The 18,970-nt window shown below is 51.1% G+C and carries 15 protein-coding genes; all 15 read left to right on the forward strand.

The features are described from left to right. Positions 1–26: 26 nt before the first annotated feature. The 15 genes from ispU to tilS all read left to right on the forward strand — a co-directional run bounded on the left by ispU (position 27) and on the right by tilS (position 18,949). Positions 27–785 (forward strand): (2E,6E)-farnesyl-diphosphate-specific ditrans,polycis-undecaprenyl-diphosphate synthase, encoded by a 759-nt coding sequence (gene ispU / locus GA565_RS05670; protein WP_055773079.1) that lies wholly within the window; start codon positions 27–29, stop codon positions 783–785. A gap of 9 nt (positions 786–794) precedes the next feature. Next, positions 795–1,643, forward strand: coding sequence for a phosphatidate cytidylyltransferase (gene cdsA / locus GA565_RS05675; protein ID WP_152197687.1), 849 nt, complete (start codon positions 795–797; stop codon positions 1,641–1,643). A 40-nt stretch (positions 1,644–1,683) separates the two neighbouring features. After that, a complete protein-coding gene (rseP, locus tag GA565_RS05680; RefSeq protein WP_152197688.1) occupies positions 1,684–3,039 on the forward strand; it encodes a sigma E protease regulator RseP in 1,356 nt (451 codons plus the stop codon). A gap of 34 nt (positions 3,040–3,073) precedes the next feature. Continuing rightward, a complete protein-coding gene (gene bamA, locus GA565_RS05685) occupies positions 3,074–5,497 on the forward strand; it encodes an outer membrane protein assembly factor BamA (RefSeq protein ID WP_152197689.1) in 2,424 nt (807 codons plus the stop codon). A gap of 123 nt (positions 5,498–5,620) precedes the next feature. Then, the gene (gene skp, locus GA565_RS05690) at positions 5,621–6,121 is read left to right on the forward strand and encodes a molecular chaperone Skp (protein WP_055773091.1); all 501 of its coding nucleotides are present in this window, start codon (positions 5,621–5,623) and stop codon (positions 6,119–6,121) included. Between the two features lie 2 nt (positions 6,122–6,123). Then, positions 6,124–7,146 (forward strand): UDP-3-O-(3-hydroxymyristoyl)glucosamine N-acyltransferase, encoded by a 1,023-nt coding sequence (gene lpxD, locus GA565_RS05695; protein ID WP_152197690.1) that lies wholly within the window; start codon positions 6,124–6,126, stop codon positions 7,144–7,146. A gap of 171 nt (positions 7,147–7,317) precedes the next feature. Continuing rightward, positions 7,318–7,806, forward strand: a complete 489-nt coding sequence (gene fabZ, locus GA565_RS05700) for a 3-hydroxyacyl-ACP dehydratase FabZ (RefSeq protein ID WP_226950914.1) — start codon at positions 7,318–7,320, stop codon at positions 7,804–7,806. Positions 7,807–7,809: 3 nt separating this feature from the next. Beyond that, positions 7,810–8,598 (forward strand): acyl-ACP--UDP-N-acetylglucosamine O-acyltransferase, encoded by a 789-nt coding sequence (gene lpxA / locus GA565_RS05705; protein WP_152197691.1) that lies wholly within the window; start codon positions 7,810–7,812, stop codon positions 8,596–8,598. Positions 8,599–8,669: 71 nt separating this feature from the next. Beyond that, entirely contained in the window at positions 8,670–9,818 is a 1,149-nt protein-coding gene (lpxB, locus tag GA565_RS05710) for a lipid-A-disaccharide synthase (RefSeq protein WP_152197692.1), read from the forward strand. After that, positions 9,815–10,423, forward strand: coding sequence for a ribonuclease HII (gene rnhB, locus GA565_RS05715; RefSeq protein WP_152197693.1), 609 nt, complete (start codon positions 9,815–9,817; stop codon positions 10,421–10,423). Before lpxB ends, rnhB begins: the two co-directional genes overlap by 4 nt. A 69-nt stretch (positions 10,424–10,492) precedes the next feature. Next, the gene (gene dnaE, locus GA565_RS05720; protein WP_152197694.1) at positions 10,493–13,975 is read left to right on the forward strand and encodes a DNA polymerase III subunit alpha; all 3,483 of its coding nucleotides are present in this window, start codon (positions 10,493–10,495) and stop codon (positions 13,973–13,975) included. A 12-nt stretch (positions 13,976–13,987) separates the two neighbouring features. Beyond that, positions 13,988–14,947: an acetyl-CoA carboxylase carboxyl transferase subunit alpha gene (gene accA, locus GA565_RS05725; RefSeq protein WP_152197695.1), complete on the forward strand. Its 960-nt coding sequence runs from the start codon at positions 13,988–13,990 to the stop codon at positions 14,945–14,947. Positions 14,948–15,057: 110 nt separating this feature from the next. Beyond that, complete coding sequence (locus GA565_RS05730; RefSeq protein ID WP_152197696.1) at positions 15,058–17,208, forward strand: lysine decarboxylase LdcC; 2,151 nt, start codon at positions 15,058–15,060, stop codon at positions 17,206–17,208. Continuing rightward, a complete protein-coding gene (locus GA565_RS05735) occupies positions 17,201–17,593 on the forward strand; it encodes a VOC family protein (protein WP_152197697.1) in 393 nt (130 codons plus the stop codon). Before GA565_RS05730 ends, GA565_RS05735 begins: the two co-directional genes overlap by 8 nt. Positions 17,594–17,629: 36 nt before the next feature. Further along, positions 17,630–18,949 (forward strand): tRNA lysidine(34) synthetase TilS, encoded by a 1,320-nt coding sequence (gene tilS / locus GA565_RS05740; RefSeq protein WP_152197698.1) that lies wholly within the window; start codon positions 17,630–17,632, stop codon positions 18,947–18,949. The last annotated feature ends 21 nt before the right edge of the window (positions 18,950–18,970 follow it).

Below are 18,970 nucleotides of genomic sequence, written 5' to 3' on the forward strand. Positions count from 1 at the left end.
CTAGCTAAAGGAAATGAGTACGGGTTATGTCGTTCGAGAATCAACAAATGACTGATACAACTTGTCTGCTACCGCGCCATGTTGCCATTATTATGGATGGAAATGGCCGCTGGGCGAAACGTCAGGGAAAAATGCGGGTCTTTGGTCATAAAGCGGGAGTGAAATCCGTACGTAGAGCCGTGAGCTTTGCTGCAAGCCATCACCTTGATGCACTCACGCTTTATGCCTTTAGCAGTGAAAACTGGAATCGCCCCGTTCAGGAAGTTTCTGCATTGATGCAGCTTTTTGTTCGAGCGTTAGACAGTGAAGTGAAAAGTCTGCACAAACATAATGTTAGACTGCGGATTATTGGCGATCTCAGCCGTTTTAGCCCGCGCTTGCAGGATATGATCCGTCGTTCAGAAACGCTTACACAAAACAACGATGGTCTTACGCTTAACATCGCTGCCAATTACGGCGGACGGTGGGATATTATCCAGGGCGTAAAGAAACTGGCGGCTCAGGTTGAAGCTGGTACACTGCGGGCGGAGCAAATCACGGAAGAAGCCCTCGGCGCGTCTGTCTGTATGAGCGAGTTGGCACCTGTGGATCTGGTGATCAGAACCGGTGGGGAACATCGAATCAGTAACTTTTTGCTGTGGCAGATTGCCTACGCTGAACTTTACTTTACCGACGTCCTCTGGCCTGATTTTGATGAAATTGTCTTTGAAGGTGCGCTGAATGCTTTTGCACAACGCGAGCGTCGCTTCGGGGGGACTACACCTATCGGCGCCAATGCGTCCTAGGGAGAACTTTTGCTGAAGTATCGCATTATCACAGCTTTGATTTTGATCCCTATTGTTATTGCGGCGCTGTTTTTGCTGCCGCCAGTAGGCTTTGCCGTTGTTAACATCGTTGTCTGCATGCTGGCCGCGTGGGAATGGGGGCAATTTTCAGGATTTGCATCACGTTCACAGCGCTTGTGGTTGGCCATTCTTTGCGGTTTACTGCTTACCGCGATGATGTGGAGCCTGCCTGCCTATCAACAGTTGGATCACCTTGCGCTCGTTAATGGGTCCCTTTGGTTCTCACTGGCCTGGTGGATTGCGGCATTTGTGCTGGTTGTTGCTTATCCCAGCTCTGCGGCGCTATGGCGTAACTCACGGACGCTGAGGCTGATATTTGGTTTACTAACCATTGTTCCTTTCTTCTGGGGTATGCTGTCACTGCGTCTTTATGGCTATGCAGAAAACCATTACAACGGCGCCTGGTGGCTACTGTATGTCATGCTGCTGGTTTGGGGTGCTGACTCAGGTGCCTACCTGTTTGGAAAACTGTTTGGTAAACACAAGCTCGCTCCTAAAGTCTCTCCAGGAAAAACCTGGGAAGGTCTGGTTGGCGGTCTGTTAACCTCGGCCCTGATATCATGGCTGTTCGGTCGCTATGCGCCCTTAGACGTTGTTCCTTCAACCCTGTTGATTTGTTCTATTATTGCCGCGCTGGCCTCTGTACTCGGTGATTTGACCGAAAGCATGTTCAAGCGTGAAGCCGGAATTAAAGACAGTGGTAATTTAATACCCGGTCACGGTGGAATTATGGACCGTATCGACAGCCTTACTGCTGCGGTGCCGGTGTTTGCCTGCCTCATGCTGTTAGTGTATTAACCTTTCTGCCGGCGGCAGTTTTTAAGGAATTGTTAGGATTATGATGAACATACTCTGGAGCCTGGCCGCCTTTATTGTTGCATTGGGGGTGCTTATCACCGTGCACGAATTTGGCCATTTCTGGGTTGCTCGTCGCTGCGGCGTTCACGTTGAACGTTTCTCTGTCGGTTTTGGACGTGCGCTGTTGCGCCGCACCGACAAACGGGGAACCGAATACGTGCTCGCCCTTATTCCTCTGGGCGGTTACGTCAAAATGCTCGACGAGCGTGTTGAAGCCGTCGCCCCTGAACTGCGCCATCAATCCTTCAATAACAAAACAGTCTTGCAGCGAGCGGCAATCATTAGCGCGGGACCTATTGCTAATTTCATCTTTGCCGTTTTTGCCTACTGGCTGGTGTTCATCATTGGCGTGCCAAGCGTGCGTCCCGTAGTCGGCGAAATCACCCCGCAATCCGTTGCTTCTCAAGTCAATATTTTACCAGGAATGGAACTTAAGTCTGTTGCCGGTATCGAAACGCCTGATTGGGATTCAGTTCGCATGGCATTGATTGGCGAAATTGGCGATGCAAAAACGACCATCGGTTTTGCTCCTTTTGGCTCCAATCAGGTTACCGAAAAGCAGCTTGATCTTAAGGCCTGGCATTTTGACCCGGAAAAACAGGATCCTGTCGTCGCGTTGGGGATTATCCCTCGCGGGCCGCAGATAGAAACTGTTCTGGCTCAAATTCAGGCAGACTCCGCCGCCCTGAAGGCCGGTTTGCAAGCGGGCGACAGGATAGTTAAAGTTGATGGTCAGGTTTTAGTAAGTTGGCAAGCTTTTGCGATTCAGGTACGCGATAATCCGGGCAAGCCGATGGCGTTGGAAGTTGAGCGTAACGGTCAGCCTTTGAACTTAACGCTGATACCGGACACTAAATCAGTGGGAAAAGGGCAGGCGCAGGGTTTTGCCGGCGTAGTGCCTAAAATTATCCCGCTGCCTGACGAGTACAAAACGATTCGCCAGTATGGACCGTTTGTGGCGTTTTATCAGGCTGGGGATAAAACCTGGCAACTGATGAAATTAACGGTCAATATGCTGGGCAAGTTAATAACCGGTGATGTGAAGCTGAACAACCTGAGTGGCCCTATTTCCATCGCACAGGGCGCAGGTATGTCAGCTGAGTACGGATTAATATACTACCTGATGTTTTTGGCACTGATCAGTGTCAATCTCGGTATTATCAATCTGTTCCCGTTGCCGGTGTTAGATGGTGGTCACCTGTTGTTTTTGGCAATAGAAAAGCTCAAGGGTGGGCCAGTTTCCGAGCGAGTTCAGGACTTCAGTTACCGCATTGGCTCTGTTTTGCTGATGCTGTTGATGGGGCTTGCACTTTTCAATGATTTCTCCCGTCTTTAAGGCGGAGATTAGGTTAGGAAGACGCATAACAACGATGGCGATCAAAAAGTTGCTCATAGCGTCGCTGCTGTTTGGCAGCGCAACCGTATACGGTGCAGATGGATTCGTAGTGAAGGATATTCATTTCGAAGGCCTACAGCGCGTTGCCGTCGGTGCGGCGTTACTCAATATGCCGGTTCGCGTAGGGGATACAGTTACCGACGATGATATCAGTAATACCATTCGTGCATTGTTTGCCACAGGCAACTTTGAGGACGTTCGCGTCCTGCGCGATGGCGATTCACTGATTGTTCAAGTCAAGGAGCGCCCAACAATCGCCAGCATCACCTTCTCCGGCAACAAAGCCGTGAAAGATGACATGCTGAAACAAAACCTTGAAGCCTCTGGCGTCAGGGTTGGCGAAGCGCTTGACCGTACAACAATTTCCAGCATCGAAAAAGGTCTGGAAGACTTCTACTACAGCGTGGGTAAATACAGCGCGTCAGTAAAAGCCGTTGTTACGCCGTTACCCCGCAACCGCGTAGACTTGAAACTGGTCTTTACCGAAGGTGTCTCTGCACAAATTCAGCAGATTAACATCGTGGGTAATCACGCTTTCAGCACCGATCAATTAGTTTCTCAGTTTCAGCTGCGCGACGAAGTGCCGTGGTGGAACGTTATTGGGGATCGTAAATACCAGAAGCAGAAACTTTCCGGAGATCTGGAAACGCTGCGCAGCTACTACCTGGACCGCGGTTATGCACGTTTTAACATCGACTCTACTCAGGTCAGCCTGACGCCGGACAAAAAGGGGATTTACATCACCCTGAATATCCACGAAGGCGACCAGTATAAAGTCACGGGTGTGCAAGTTGCCGGTAACATGCAGGGTCACTCGGCTGAAGTCGAAAGCCTGAGCAAAATCAGCAAGGGTGAGCTTTACAGCGGCGCCAAAGTTACCAAAATTGAAAACGACATCAAAGCGATGTTGGGTCGTTATGGCTATGCCTACCCGACTGTGACCACACAGCCGGAAGTTAACGACAAAGATAAAACCGTTATTCTGCACGTCAGCGTCGATGCCGGGAACCGTTACTACGTTCGTCACGTTCGATTCGAAGGCAACGACACCAGCAAAGATACCGTGCTGCGTCGTGAAATGCGCCAGATGGAAGGAACATGGCTCGGCAGTGATCTGGTCGATAAAGGCAAAGAGCGTTTGAACCGCCTTGGTTATTTTGACACGGTTGATGTTGAAACTCAGCGTGTACCAGGTACAACGGATCAGGTTGACGTGGTCTACAAAGTTAAGGAACGTAACACCGGTACCTTTAACTTTGGCGTGGGTTATGGTTCAGAGAGTGGCGTCAGCTTTACCGTAGGCGTTCAGCAGGATAACTGGTTAGGTACCGGTTACCAGGCTGGCATCACGGGTACCAAAAATGACTACCAGACCTATACCGAACTGACTGTTACCAACCCGTACTTTACGGTTGATGGCGTGAGTCTGGGCGGTCGTGTGTTCTATAACGACTTTAAAGCAGATAATGCTGACCTGTCTGAATATACCAATAAAAGTTATGGTATTGGCGGCAACCTGGGCTTCCCGGTTAACGAAAATAACTCACTGCGTCTGGGGCTCGACTATGTTCATAATGACTTGTCGAACATGGAGCCGCAGGTATCAATGTTCCGTTACCTGAACAGCGTGGGCAAAGATCCAAGCGTGGTTGCAGGTGAGAATACCTCGGACGCAACCTTCAGCGCCGATGACTTCTTCCTGACGTTAGGCTGGGGTTATAATAATCTGGACCGTGGCTTCTTCCCGACTGCGGGTAGCAAGGCCAGCCTGAGCGGTAAAGTGACCGTGCCGGGCTCGACCAACGAATATTATAAAATCACCTTCGATGCAACCAGCTATCTGCCTCTGTCCGAGAGCCATAACTGGGTGTTGATGGGACGTGCTCGCGCCGGTTATGCCGACGGCCTGGGCGGTAAAGAAGTGCCGTTCTATGACAACTTCTATGCCGGTGGTTCAAGCAGCGTACGTGGTTTCCAGTCGAACACCATTGGTCCTAAAGCCGCTTACTACAACTGTCCGACGGGTGCGACTTCTTATAAAGGTTGCCCAATCGATAACTCCGACGATGCAGTGGGAGGTAATGCGATGGGGCTGCTTAGCGCCGAGCTTATCGTTCCAACGCCGTTTGTCGGTGATAAATACGCTAACTCACTGCGTACCTCTGTATTCGTAGACGGCGGTACCGTGTGGGATACCAATTGGGACAACACCGCAGAGACTATTGCTGCCGGCGTTCCTGATTACAGCAAACCAGGCAATATCCGTGTTTCTTCCGGTGTGGCATTGCAGTGGCAGTCTCCTTTGGGACCTCTGTCATTCTCTTATGCGCAACCTGTCAAGAAATACGATGGTGACAAGGCAGAACAGTTCCAGTTTAACATTGGTAAAACGTGGTAATCTGTTACCGCAACTGAGCCTTATCAGCAGAATCGCAAAGGCCTGAGTGATAGTCATATTCTCAGGCCTTATGCGTAATTTACTGTGCCTCGTGGCACAAACGGGTGATGGAAGGAGTTTATAGTGAAAAAGTGGTTATACGCCGCAGGCCTCGGATTAGTTATGGCTGCTTCAGCTAGCGTTCAGGCTGCTGACAAAATTGGTGTTGTAAACGTTCAGCAAGTTTTCCAACAAATGCCTGCTCGTGATGCTGTTGCTAAACAGCTGGAAAACGAATTTAAAGGCCGCGCAACTGCGCTGCAAGCTCAAGAAACTGCTCTGCAGTCTCAGATGCAAAACCTGCAACGTAATGCCGGTTCTATGAAAGCAGCTGACCGCGCTAAACTTGAAAAACAAGTTATGGCTAACCGTGAAGATTTCTCTGCAAAAGCTCAGGCTTTTGACAATGACAATCGTAAACGTCAAGCAGAAGAGCGCAACAAAATCCTGGGCCGCATCCAGGACGCAGTGAAAACTGTAGCAGCTAAAGATGGTCTGGATATCGTTATCGACGCCAACGCTCTGGCTTATGCTTCTAACGACGCAAAAGACATCACTGACGAAGTGTTGAAACAGGTTAAATAAGCATGGCTTCAATTCGACTGGCTGATCTCGCACAGCAGTTGGATGCACAATTGCACGGTGATGGCTCTCTTGCCATCACCGGCATTGCTTCAATGCATTCCGCACACTCTGAGCAAATCACGTTTTTATCAAACAGCCGTTACCGTGAACAGTTGGCTTCCTGCAATGCAGGGGCTGTAGTGTTGACGGAAGCGGATCTGCCATTTTGCCAAAGTGCGGCATTAGTGGTTAAAAACCCGTATCTGACCTACGCACGCATGGCTCAAATTCTTGATACCACGCCTGCGCCAGCTCAAGATATTGCCCCAAGCGCCGTTATTTCTCCCGAAGCAAAACTCGGTGACAAGGTGTCTGTAGGTGCGAATGCGGTGATTGAATCGGGTGTTGAACTCGGTGATGGCGTCATTATCGGTGCAGGTTGTTTCATCGGTAAACAGGCTAAAATTGGTGCTGGAACACGCATTTGGGCCAATGTTTCTATCTATCATCGCGTGGAAATTGGTCAGAACTGTCTGATTCAGTCTGGCACGGTTATCGGTGCAGATGGCTTCGGTTACGCGAACGATCGCGGAAATTGGGTCAAAATCCCTCAGTTAGGTACGGTAATTATCGGCGACTCTGTCGAGATTGGTGCCTGTACTACCATCGACCGTGGCGCGCTTGACGACACTCAAATTGGTAACGGTGTTATCATTGATAATCAATGTCAGATTGCACACAACGTCGTGATTGGAGACAATACGGCGGTTGCAGGTGGCGTTATTATGGCGGGCAGTCTGAAAATTGGGCGTTATTGCCAGATTGGCGGTGCCAGCGTTATTAACGGCCATATGGAAATTTGTGATAAGGCCGTCGTCACTGGAATGGGAATGGTCATGCGACCAATTACCGAACCTGGGGTATACTCCTCCGGCATTCCGCTTCAGCCGAATAAAGTTTGGCGTAAGACTGCCGCGTTGGTTTTGAATATCGATGAGATGAATAAGCGCTTAAAAGCGGTAGAGCGTAAAATCGAAGAAGACTAATTCACCAACAACTTACAACTAAAAATCAATAAGTAAGATAATGATTTTGTTCTATACTTCATTGTCTTTTCGATTCTTAGTCCCTATTTGCGGCCTGCACAATGTCCTTCTTTGAGGGGCACGCAGGCCGTGCTATTGATGATATCAGTAATTTTAGACAGGACGAGTATTTTGAGCACTCCTACTCACAACGATCACTCTCAAGAAGAAGTTAGCGTAGAAGGTTTTGGTATTGGAGAAATACTTGAGCTGCTGCCGCACCGTTTTCCGTTTTTGCTGGTTGACCGCGTTGTCGAATACACCCCACATAAAACGCTGCGTGCGATTAAAAATGTTTCTTTCAATGAGCCTTGTTTCCAGGGACATTTCCCGAGCAAGCCAATCTTCCCTGGCGTTCTGATCCTCGAAGCCATGGCGCAGGCTACCGGTCTGTTGGCGTTTAAAAGCGTCGGTAAACTTGAGCCAGGCGAGCTTTACTACTTTGCTGGCATTGACAGCGCACGCTTTAAAAAACCAGTGGTTCCAGGTGATACCATGGTTTTGGACGTTGAGTTTTTGAAAACTCGCCGCGGTGTGACTTGGTTCACTGGCGTAGCTAAAGTCGATGGCCAGGTAGTATGTGAAGCCCAGATGATGTGCGCCCGTAGTCAGGAGAAATAATCCGTGATTGATAAAACCGCCTTTATTCACCCTAGCGCCGTTGTTGAAGAGGGTGCCGTTATTGGTGCCGGTGTTCATATCGGACCTTTTTGCTATATCGGCTCTCAGGTCGAAATTGGCGAAGGCACCGAGCTCAAGTCTCACGTAGTAGTCAATGGCGTGACCAAAATTGGTCGTGAAAACCGTATTTTTCAGTTCGTTTCCATTGGTGAAATTAACCAGGACCTGAAATATGCCGGTGAGCCAACGCGTGTAGAAGTGGGCGATCGCAACAATATTCGTGAGAGCGTGACCATTCACCGTGGTACCGTTCAAGGCGGCGAGCTGACTAAGGTGGGTAACGACAACCTGCTGATGGTGAATGCTCATATTGCTCATGACTGCGTGGTTGGTAATCGCTGTATTCTTGCCAACAATGCCACGTTGGGCGGTCACGTTCAGGTTGACGATTTTGCCATTATCGGTGGTATGACGGCAGTGCACCAGTGGTGCATTATCGGTGCCCACGTTATGGTCGGCGGTTGCTCCGGCGTTGCGCAGGACGTTCCTCCTTTTGTTATCGCTCAGGGAAATCACGCCACGCCGTTTGGTATTAATATCGAAGGGCTAAAACGTCGTGGTTTCGATAAGCCTTCTCTTCATGCGATCCGCAATGCTTATAAAGTGTTGTATCGCAGTGGTAAAACACTGGAAGAGTCGCAGCCTGAGATTGCCGCTATTGCTGCCGAGTTCCCAGCAGTGAAGCCATTCAGCGATTTTTTTGCTCGTTCAACGCGCGGCATTATTCGTTAATAGGCCATCGTTAACCGGCCCTGGCGAATAAGATTTGCTGATTTAGCAGCTCAACTGGATTTAATAAAACAATGGAAAAGCCCGTTCTGACAATCGGCCTGGTTGCCGGTGAAACATCCGGCGATATTTTAGGCGCGGGTTTGATCCGGGCACTGAAAGGCCACTATCCTGATGCACGGTTTGTGGGGGTCGCAGGACCTCTGATGCAGGCAGAAGGATGTGAAGCCTGGTTCGAAATGGAAGAGCTGGCAGTAATGGGCGTGGTAGAAGTGCTAGAGCGTTTGCCACGCCTGTTAAAAATACGCAAAGAGCTAACTCAACGCTTTACCGAGTTGAAACCCGACGTCTTTGTTGGCATAGACGCGCCGGATTTTAACATCACTCTCGAAGGCCGTCTTAAAAAGCACGGTATTCGCACTATTCATTATGTCAGTCCGTCGGTTTGGGCCTGGCGACAAAAACGTGTTTTCAAAATTGGAAAAGCGACAGACATGGTGTTGGCTTTCCTGCCTTTTGAAAAAGCGTTTTATGACAAATTTAACGTCCCTTGCCGCTTTATCGGTCATACCATGGCGGATTCAATGCCGCTGGACCCTGACAAAGCACTGGCACGAGCAACATTGGGCATTCCTCTTGACGTACACTGCCTGGCTTTGCTGCCAGGCAGTCGTAACGCGGAAGTTGAAATGCTCAGCGCGGATTTTTTAAAGACCGCGCTGCTGCTTCGCGAGCGTTATCCAGATTTGCACATCGTCGTTCCGTTGGTTAATGCCAAACGTCGCGAACAGTTCGAACGCATCAAGGCTGACATTGCCCCCGACCTGCCGGCGCACCTGCTCGACGGTCAGGCTCGTGATGCGATGATTGCGAGCGATGCCGCACTGCTGGCCTCGGGCACTGCCGCGTTAGAGTGCATGCTGGCAAAATGCCCGATGGTCGTGGGATATCGCATGAAGCCGTTTACCTTCTGGTTGGCTAAACGACTGGTGAAAACGCCGTATGTTTCTTTGCCTAACCTGCTGGCAGGGCGTGAGATTGTCACCGAACTGCTTCAGGAAGAGTGCGTGCCTGATAAGCTTGCTGCCGCCCTGTTGCCGCTGTTGGCGGGCGGAGAAACCAGTCACCGGTTGAAAGAAACCTTCCTCACGCTGCATGAAAGTATTCGACGTGACGCCGATGAACAGGCCGCGCAGGCAGTGATGGAGTTAGCAAGAAAATGAGTGAGATTTTTGTCTATCCTCAGGCGAATTTTATTGCCGGTGTGGATGAGGTGGGTCGTGGCCCGTTAGTGGGGGCGGTAGTGACTGCGGCGGTTATCCTTGACCCCGCGAGGCCGATTGCCGGTCTGGCTGATTCCAAAAAGCTCAGCGAAAAACGGCGTGAGTATTTGTACCAAGAGATAAAAGAAAAAGCGCTGGCCTGGAGTCTTGGGCGCGCGGAACCTGCGGAAATTGACCAGCTGAATATTTTGCACGCCACCATGCTGGCGATGCAAAGGGCCGTTGCCGGGCTGGCGGTGGTTCCCGATTTTGTGCTGATAGACGGTAATCGATGTCCCGTGTTGCCAATGTCTTCATTGGCGGTCGTAAAGGGTGACAGTCGCGTTGCAGAAATCAGTGCGGCGTCAATATTGGCTAAGGTGACGCGAGACCGCGAAATGGTTGAGCTTGATAGGGCATTTCCAGAGTACGGCTTTGCCAAGCACAAAGGCTATCCTACCGCCGCGCATTTAGAGCAGCTTGCACGTCTTGGCGCAACGGCGCACCATAGGCGCAGCTTCGCTCCCGTCAGACGCGCCCTTGAAGACGTGTCGCTTTCGCGTTAATGGCGTACGGCAGAGAGCACCTATTATTTCGTTTTTTAACCGCAACTCTCCTAATTCTGGTATCTGAATATGGCTGAACCTCGTTTTATTCATCTGCGCGTACACAGTGACTACTCCATGGTTGATGGATTAGCCAAAGTTGGCCCATTGGTGAAACGAGCGGCTGCCCTCGGCATGCCTGCGATGGCTATCACAGATTTCACCAACCTTTGCGGTTTGGTCAAGTTTTATGGTTCGGCGCACGGTGCCGGCATCAAGCCGCTGATCGGCGCAGATTTCAACGTGCACAGCGAGATGTTGGGCGATGAGCTGGCGCAGTTAACCGTGTTGGCGACTAGCAATCAGGGCTATCAAAACCTGACATTGTTGATTTCGAAAGCCTACCAGCGTGGCTATGGCGCAGCCGGTCCTATTATCGAACGCGAGTGGCTGGCAGAACTTAACGAAGGGTTGCTGCTGCTTTCGGGCGCACGTCACGGCGACATTGGTAAATTCCTCATGCGCTCCAATCAGCCGCAGGTTGAACAGTGCGTTGAGTTTTATCAGCAATATTTCCCCAATCGTTACTATCTGGAACTGATCCGCACTGGTCGCCCAGACGAAGAGAATTACCTGCATGCGGCCATTGCATTGGCAGGCGAAAGCGGATTACCGGTAGTGGCGACCAATGATGTCCGTTTCCTGGTTGAAGGGGACTTTGACGCGCATGAAATTCGCGTCGCTATCCACGACGGATTCACGCTCGACGATCCTAAACGTCCCAGAAACTACACCACGCAGCAATATATGCGCAGTGAAGAGGAGATGTGCGAGCTGTTTGCCGATATCCCCGAGGCGCTGCAAAATAGCGTAGAAATTGCCAAACGCTGCAACGTGACCATTCGCCTCGGTGAGTATTTCCTGCCGCAGTTCCCGACCGGTAATATGTCGACCGAAGACTTCCTGGTGGCCTGTTCGAAGAAAGGGCTGGAGGAGCGTCTTGAGTTTCTGTTCCCCGACCCGACACTCAGGGCTGAAAAACGCCCAGAATATGACGATCGACTCGATATCGAACTCGGGGTTATCAACCAGATGGGTTTCCCTGGTTACTTCCTGATAGTTATGGAGTTTATCCAGTGGTCGAAGGACAACGGTGTACCGGTTGGCCCGGGGCGTGGGTCTGGTGCAGGATCGTTGGTGGCCTATGCGTTAAAAATTACCGATCTGGATCCGCTGGAATTCGATCTGCTGTTCGAACGCTTCCTTAACCCCGAACGTGTTTCAATGCCCGACTTTGACGTCGACTTTTGCATGGAAAAACGCGATCGGGTTATCGAACACGTGGCTGAAATGTATGGCCGCGAGGCGGTATCGCAAATCATTACCTTTGGTACTATGGCGGCGAAAGCGGTAATCCGCGACGTGGGCCGGGTATTGGGTCACCCCTACGGTTTTGTTGATCGTATTTCAAAGTTGGTGCCGCCTGACCCTGGCATGACTCTCGAAAAAGCCTTTGCGGCAGAACCCCAGCTGCCTGAAATCTACGAGGCTGATGAAGAAGTCAGAGCCTTGATAGACATGGCGCGCAAGCTTGAAGGCGTCACGCGTAATGCCGGTAAACACGCCGGTGGGGTGGTTATCGCCCCGACTAAAATTACTGACTTTGCGCCGCTTTACTGTGACGCCGAGGGCAATAATCCGCTTACCCAATTTGATAAAAACGACGTGGAATACGCCGGACTGGTCAAGTTCGACTTCCTCGGACTGCGAACGTTAACCATCATCGACTGGGCGCTGGTGATGATTAACGCGCGACGCGCCAAAACCGGCCTCGAACCGCTTGATATCGCAGCCATTCCGTTAGACGATAAAAAAAGTTTCGATATGCTGCAGCGCTCGGAGACCACGGCGGTATTCCAGCTTGAATCCCGCGGCATGAAAGATCTTATTAAACGCCTTAAACCCGACAGCTTTGAAGATATGATTGCACTGGTGGCGCTGTTCCGTCCGGGACCGCTGCAGTCGGGCATGGTAGACAACTTTATCGACCGTAAACACGGCCGCGAAGAGCTGTCCTATCCTGATATTCAGTGGCAGCACGAATCGCTGAAACCTGTTCTGGAGCCAACCTACGGCATCATCCTGTATCAGGAACAGGTTATGCAGATTGCGCAGGTATTGGCCGGTTACTCGCTCGGCGGCGCCGACATGCTTCGACGCGCGATGGGTAAAAAGAACCCCGTCGAGATGGCCAAGCAGCGCGGCGGCTTTGAAGATGGGGCTAAATCACGTGGCATCGACGGCGAATTGGCGGTTAAAATCTTCGATCTGGTAGAAAAATTCGCCGGTTATGGTTTTAACAAATCGCACTCCGCCGCCTATGCACTGGTCTCTTATCAAACGCTGTGGCTCAAGGCGCACTACCCGGCCGAGTTTATGGCGGCAGTAATGACCGCTGATATGGATAACACTGAGAAAGTGGTCGGGCTGGTCGATGAGTGCTGGCGCATGGGACTTAAAATCCTGCCGCCGGACATCAACAGCGGGTTGTACCACTTCCACGTCAACGACGACGGTGAAATTGTTTACGGCATCGGCGCCATCAAAGGCGTGGGCGAAGGCCCGATTGAAGCCATTATTGAAGCACGAAACGAAGGCGGCTACTTTAAAGAGCTATTTGACCTTTGTGCGCGTTCTGACACCAAAAAGCTCAATCGGCGTATTTTAGAAAAGTTGATCATGTCTGGGGCATTTGACCGCCTTGGCCCGCATCGCGCCGCTTTGATGCATTCGCTCGGTGATGCGCTTAAAGCCGCCGATCAGCACGCCAAGGCTGAAGCGATTGGCCAGGTGGATATGTTCGGCGTACTGGCCGAAGAGCCGGAGCAAATAGAGAAGTCCTACTCCAACGTTACGCCCTGGCAAGAGCAAAAGGTGTTGGACGGTGAACGTGAAACCTTGGGTCTTTATCTCACCGGGCATCCGATCACTCAATATCTGAAAGAAATCGAGCGTTATGGCGGTGGCCAGCGCCTGAAAGACATGCACCCGACGGATCGGGGAAAAATGACCATCGCAGTGGGATTGGTTGTTGCTGCGAAGGTGATGATGACCAAGCGGGGTAACCGCATTGGTATTTGTACACTTGATGACCGTTCCGGTCGTCTCGAAGTGATGTTGTTTACCGAAGCCTTGGAAAAATTTCAGCATTTGTTGGAAAAAGACCGTATCCTGATAGCGACAGGACAGGTCAGCTTTGATGACTTCAACGGCGGGCTTAAAATGATGGCCCGTGATTTAATGGACATCAGTGAAGCGCGTGAAAAATACGCTCGTGGTCTTGCTATATCGCTGACTGACAGGCAAATTGATGACCAGCTTTTGAACCGTCTGCGCGAATCGTTGGAACCTCATCGATCGGGGACGATACCAGTTCATCTGTATTATCAACGAGAGAACGCTCGGGCGCGTTTACGATTCGGTGCAACATGGCGTGTTACGCCAACCGATCGTCTGCTGCTTGATTTACGTTCTCTGGTCGGTACTGAACAGGTTGAATTGGAATTTGACTAAAATAGGAATGCTATGAGTCTGAATTTTCTTGATTTTGAACAGCCGATTGCGGAGCTGGAAGCGAAAATTGACTCGCTGACTGCAGTCAGTCGTCAAGACGAAAAATTGGATATTAATCTGGACGAAGAAGTAGGGCGCTTGCGTGAGAAAAGCGTTGAACTGACTCGTAAAATTTTCTCAGATTTGGGTGCCTGGCAGATTGCGCAGTTGGCTCGCCATCCGCGTCGTCCATACACCCTTGATTACATCAAGCACATCTTTACTGATTTTGATGAACTTGCGGGTGATCGTGCTTATGCTGACGATAAAGCTATCGTTGGTGGTATTGCCCGTTTGGGTGAGCGCGCCGTGATGATCATTGGTCATCAAAAGGGACGTGAAACCAAAGAGAAGATCCGCCGTAACTTCGGTATGCCGGCACCAGAAGGCTATCGTAAGGCACTGCGTCTGATGGAAATGGCCGAGCGCTTCAAACTGCCTATTATCACTTTCATCGACACCCCGGGTGCATACCCAGGCGTGGGCGCGGAAGAGCGTGGACAGTCCGAAGCTATCGCACGCAACCTGCGTGAAATGTCTCGTCTTAACGTACCGGTTATCTGTACCGTTATCGGCGAAGGCGGTTCAGGTGGTGCATTGGCAATTGGCGTGGGCGATAAAGTTAACATGCTGCAATACAGCACCTACTCGGTGATTTCACCAGAAGGCTGTGCGTCCATTTTGTGGAAAAGTGCAGACAAAGCGCCGTTGGCAGCAGAGGCTATGGGCATTATCGCGCCGCGTCTGAAAGAGCTGAAACTGATCGACTCCGTCATCCCGGAACCTTTGGGCGGCGCGCATCGTGATGTTCCTGCAATGGCAGCTTCACTGCGTGCACAGCTTGAAGCCGATCTGGGCGATTTGGATGCGTTGTCTACCGAAGAGCTGCGTGACCGTCGTTATCAGCGATTGATGACTTACGGCTACTGTTGATCACTTTAGTTATAAAATTTAAGGGGCAGTCTTTGGACTGCCCCTTTTTTATTGTCTCGGCGAGTGCGGGTCTATACCCTGTGTTTTAGGAAACCAGAAGGATTTGTCAGATGAATATTATCGCCATCATGCGCCCGGAAGGGGTTTATTACAAAGATGAGCCGATCCGCGAGCTGGATGCCGCTCTGAACGTTACGGGTTTTAAAACTATTTATCCCCGTGACAAAGCCGACCTGCTGAAGCTGATAGAAAGTAATGCGCGTATTTGCGGAGTGATTTTCGACTGGGATTTGCACAGCACCGAATTGTGTATGGAAATCAACGAGCTGAACGAGTACCTGCCGCTCTACGCTTTTATTAATACCCATTCCACCCTGGATGTCAGTGTGCATGACATGCGTATGGTGTTGTATTTCTTTGAGTATGCGCTGAACGCATCCGATGACATTGCCAAGCGAATTCGTCAGTACACCGATGAATATATTGATCAGATTACGCCGCCGCTGACCAAGGCGCTTTTTAACTATGTTGAAGAAGGTAAGTATACTTTCTGCACACCGGGGCACATGGCAGGAACCGCATTTCTGAAAAGTCCGGTCGGCACGCTGTTTTATGACTTTTTTGGTGCCAAAACGTTAAAGGCCGATGTGTCTATTTCGGTTACCGAGCTGGGTTCGCTGCTCGACCATACTGGCCCACATCTTGAGGCTGAAGAGTATATCGCTCGCACCTTTGGTGCCGAGCAAAGCTATATCGTCACCAACGGCACGTCGACTGCGAACAAAATTGTCGGGATGTATTCAGCCCCCGCCGGCAGTACCGTCCTGATTGACCGCAACTGCCATAAGTCGTTGGCACATCTTATGATGATGACCAATATTGTGCCCATTTACCTGCGCCCGCTGCGTAATGCCTACGGAATTCTGGGCGGTATTCCACAGCGTGAGTTTACCCGCGACAGTATTGCTGCCAAAGTGGCACAAACTGAAAATGCCACTTGGCCGGTGCATGCGGTTATCACCAATTCAACCTACGACGGCCTGCTGTACAATACTGATTATATTAAAAAAACTCTTGATGTTGCGTCGATTCATTTTGATTCGGCATGGGTGCCTTACACCAACTTTCACCCGATTTATGATGGCAAAAGCGGCATGAGTGGTGATCGCATCGCGGGTAAAGTTATCTATGAAACGCAGTCTACCCATAAACTGCTGGCGGCCTTCTCGCAGGCATCGATGATCCACATCAAAGGTGATTACAACGAAAGCACCTTTAATGAGGCCTACATGATGCACACCACCACCTCACCCAACTACGGCATTGTTGCATCGGCGGAAACGGCTGCGGCGATGCTGCGCGGCAATCCGGGGCGCAGACTGATCAATCGCTCCGTGGAGAGGGCGCTGCATTTTCGTAAAGAGATCCAGCGACTGCGCGAAGAAACTGACGGCTGGTTTTACGACGTATGGCAGCCAGAAGACATTGACGAAGCGCAGTGCTGGCCGCTTAATCCAGACGACAACTGGCACGGCTTTGCCAACGCCGACACTGACCACATGTACCTTGACCCTATCAAGGTGACCATCTTGACGCCGGGAATGGACGAAACCGGCAAGCTTGAGAGAGAGGGTATTCCTGCTGCATTGGTGGCCAAGTTTCTTGATGAGCGTGGCGTAGTGGTTGAGAAAACGGGTCCTTATAATTTGCTGTTCCTGTTTAGCATTGGCATCGATAAAACTAAATCGATGAGCCTGATGCGTGGTCTGACCGATTTCAAACGTGCCTATGATCTTAATCTGCGGGTGAAGAATATGCTGCCGGATCTTTACGCCGAAGACCCTGATTTCTATCGCCATATGCGCATTCAAGATTTGGCGCAGGGGATCCACAGGCTCATCGTGCATCACGACCTCCCTTCGTTGATGCTCAAGGCGTTCGACGTCTTGCCTGAAATGAAAATGACCCCTTATGAGATGTTCCAGCATCAGGTGCGCGGAAACATTGAAGAGTGTGAAATCGATCAACTGGTCGGCAAAGTGGCAGCGAATATGATCCTTCCTTATCCTCCGGGCGTTCCGGTGGTGATGCCGGGTGAGATGATCACCCAGGAGAGCCGCGCCGTACTTGATTTCCTGCTGATGCTTTGCTCGATTGGCGAGCATTTTCCGGGTTTTGAAACGGATATACACGGAGCGAAACTGACCGAAGACGGGAGATATTTAGTCAAAGTGCTTAAAACAGAGGTGCTCAATGCTTAATTTACGACAAATCCACCACATCGCGATTATTGCCAGCGATTATGAAGTCAGTAAAAAATTCTACTGCGGCGTGCTGGGCTTTGAACTACTGGGTGAGGTTTATCGCGAGGCGCGTGACTCGTGGATGGGGAACCTGGCGTTGAACGGACTGTATCAGATTGAGCTTTTCAGCTTTCCGTCTGTGCCCGAGCGGGTGAGCCGCCCTGAAGCCTGCGGCTTGCGTCATCTTGCTTTCAGCGTCAATGATATTGAGGCCTCTGTAGCGCATCTTACCGCTGCGGGTGTTGAGTGCGAGCCGGTGCGCATTGATGAGTATACCGGCAAGAAATTTACCTTCTTTTCTGACCCGGATAATTTGCCTTTAGAGCTTTATGAGTCTGACTAAAGACGATGTATCGACTTTGCATAGTGGAAAATATTGATGCTGCTTGACCACCTGACCCAACTTTTGGGCGATAAAAATCGCCTGTGTGTTGCCTTTAGCGGGGGGCTGGACTCCACGGTGTTGCTGCACGCGCTGGTTCAGCTTAGGGCCAGCTCAATGCCGCATCTGCAGCTTCGCGCAGTGCATGTTAATCATGGTTTAAGTGCTCACGCGCAGCGGTGGACTGAAAGCTGTCGTGAACAGTGTGAGTGTTGGCAGGTCGATTTTTTAGCACTCAGCGTGACCGTCGATGCTCGCGCCGGGGGAGTCGAAGCGGCAGCGCGCGGCGCTCGCTATCAGGCACTCGACGGCAATTTGCAGGCGGGTGAAACGCTGCTTACGGCTCAACACCTTAACGATCAGTGTGAGACTTTTTTGCTGGCGTTAAAGCGCGGCAGCGGGCCTGCAGGATTATCGTCAATGAGCGCCAGTGCGATGCTTGGCGCTCACCCGCTGTTGAGACCGTTGCTTTACGTTGAGCGCGAAAAGCTTGAAGACTATGCGCGCCTGCATCAGCTTGACTGGGTTGAAGATGACAGCAATCAGAACTCGCGTTTCGATCGCAATTTTTTACGCCTTGAGGTGCTGCCGTTACTTTATCAGCGCTGGCCGCATTTCGTCGCCGCGACTGCCCGCAGCGCCAGCCTGTGCGCCGAACAGGAGTCTTTACTCGACGAACTGTTGCAGGAAGAGCTTGAGCAGCTTATTGATGAAAAAGGCAGCCTGTCGATTGCCGGATTGCAGCCGCTTTCTCTGCCGCGCCGCTTTGCCTTGATCCGCCGCTGGTTGGCCACGCAAGGTGCTAAGATGCCCGCCCGCGATCAGTTACAGCGTATCTGGGATGAAGTGGCGACTAGCCGGGAAGATGCCGGACCGCAGTTGCGCCTCGGTGAAAACAGCATCAGGCGTTTTCGTCAACGGTTGTACGTGTTAAGGCCGATGCAGTCGCTTAAAGAAACGGTGCTCGACTGGGCGGGGGATAAACCATTGAATCTGCCTGATGGTCTGGGAACACTTACCCTTGACAATTCGGCGCAGCAGGGGCAGTGGGTACGTAAACCGTACGCTAACGAGACGCTGAGTGTGAGATTTCACGCCAGCGGGGATCTGCACATCGTTGGCCGCGACCGTTCGCGGCAAATAAAAAAACTGTGGCAGGAGCTAAACGTCCCCCCTTGGGAACGAGAGCGTATTCCGCTGATTTTTTACAATGAAAAACCGATTGCGGCGGCTGGTCTATTCATTACCCACGAAGCGCTGACCCAAGGCCCACAAGAGGCTAGCTGGACGCTGCTTTGGAAAACAGAAAGCGAATAACTTTACCGCCGGGTTGAACCG

It is taken from the genome of Rouxiella sp. S1S-2 (assembly GCF_009208105.1).
Lineage (GTDB): Bacteria > Pseudomonadota > Gammaproteobacteria > Enterobacterales > Enterobacteriaceae > Rouxiella.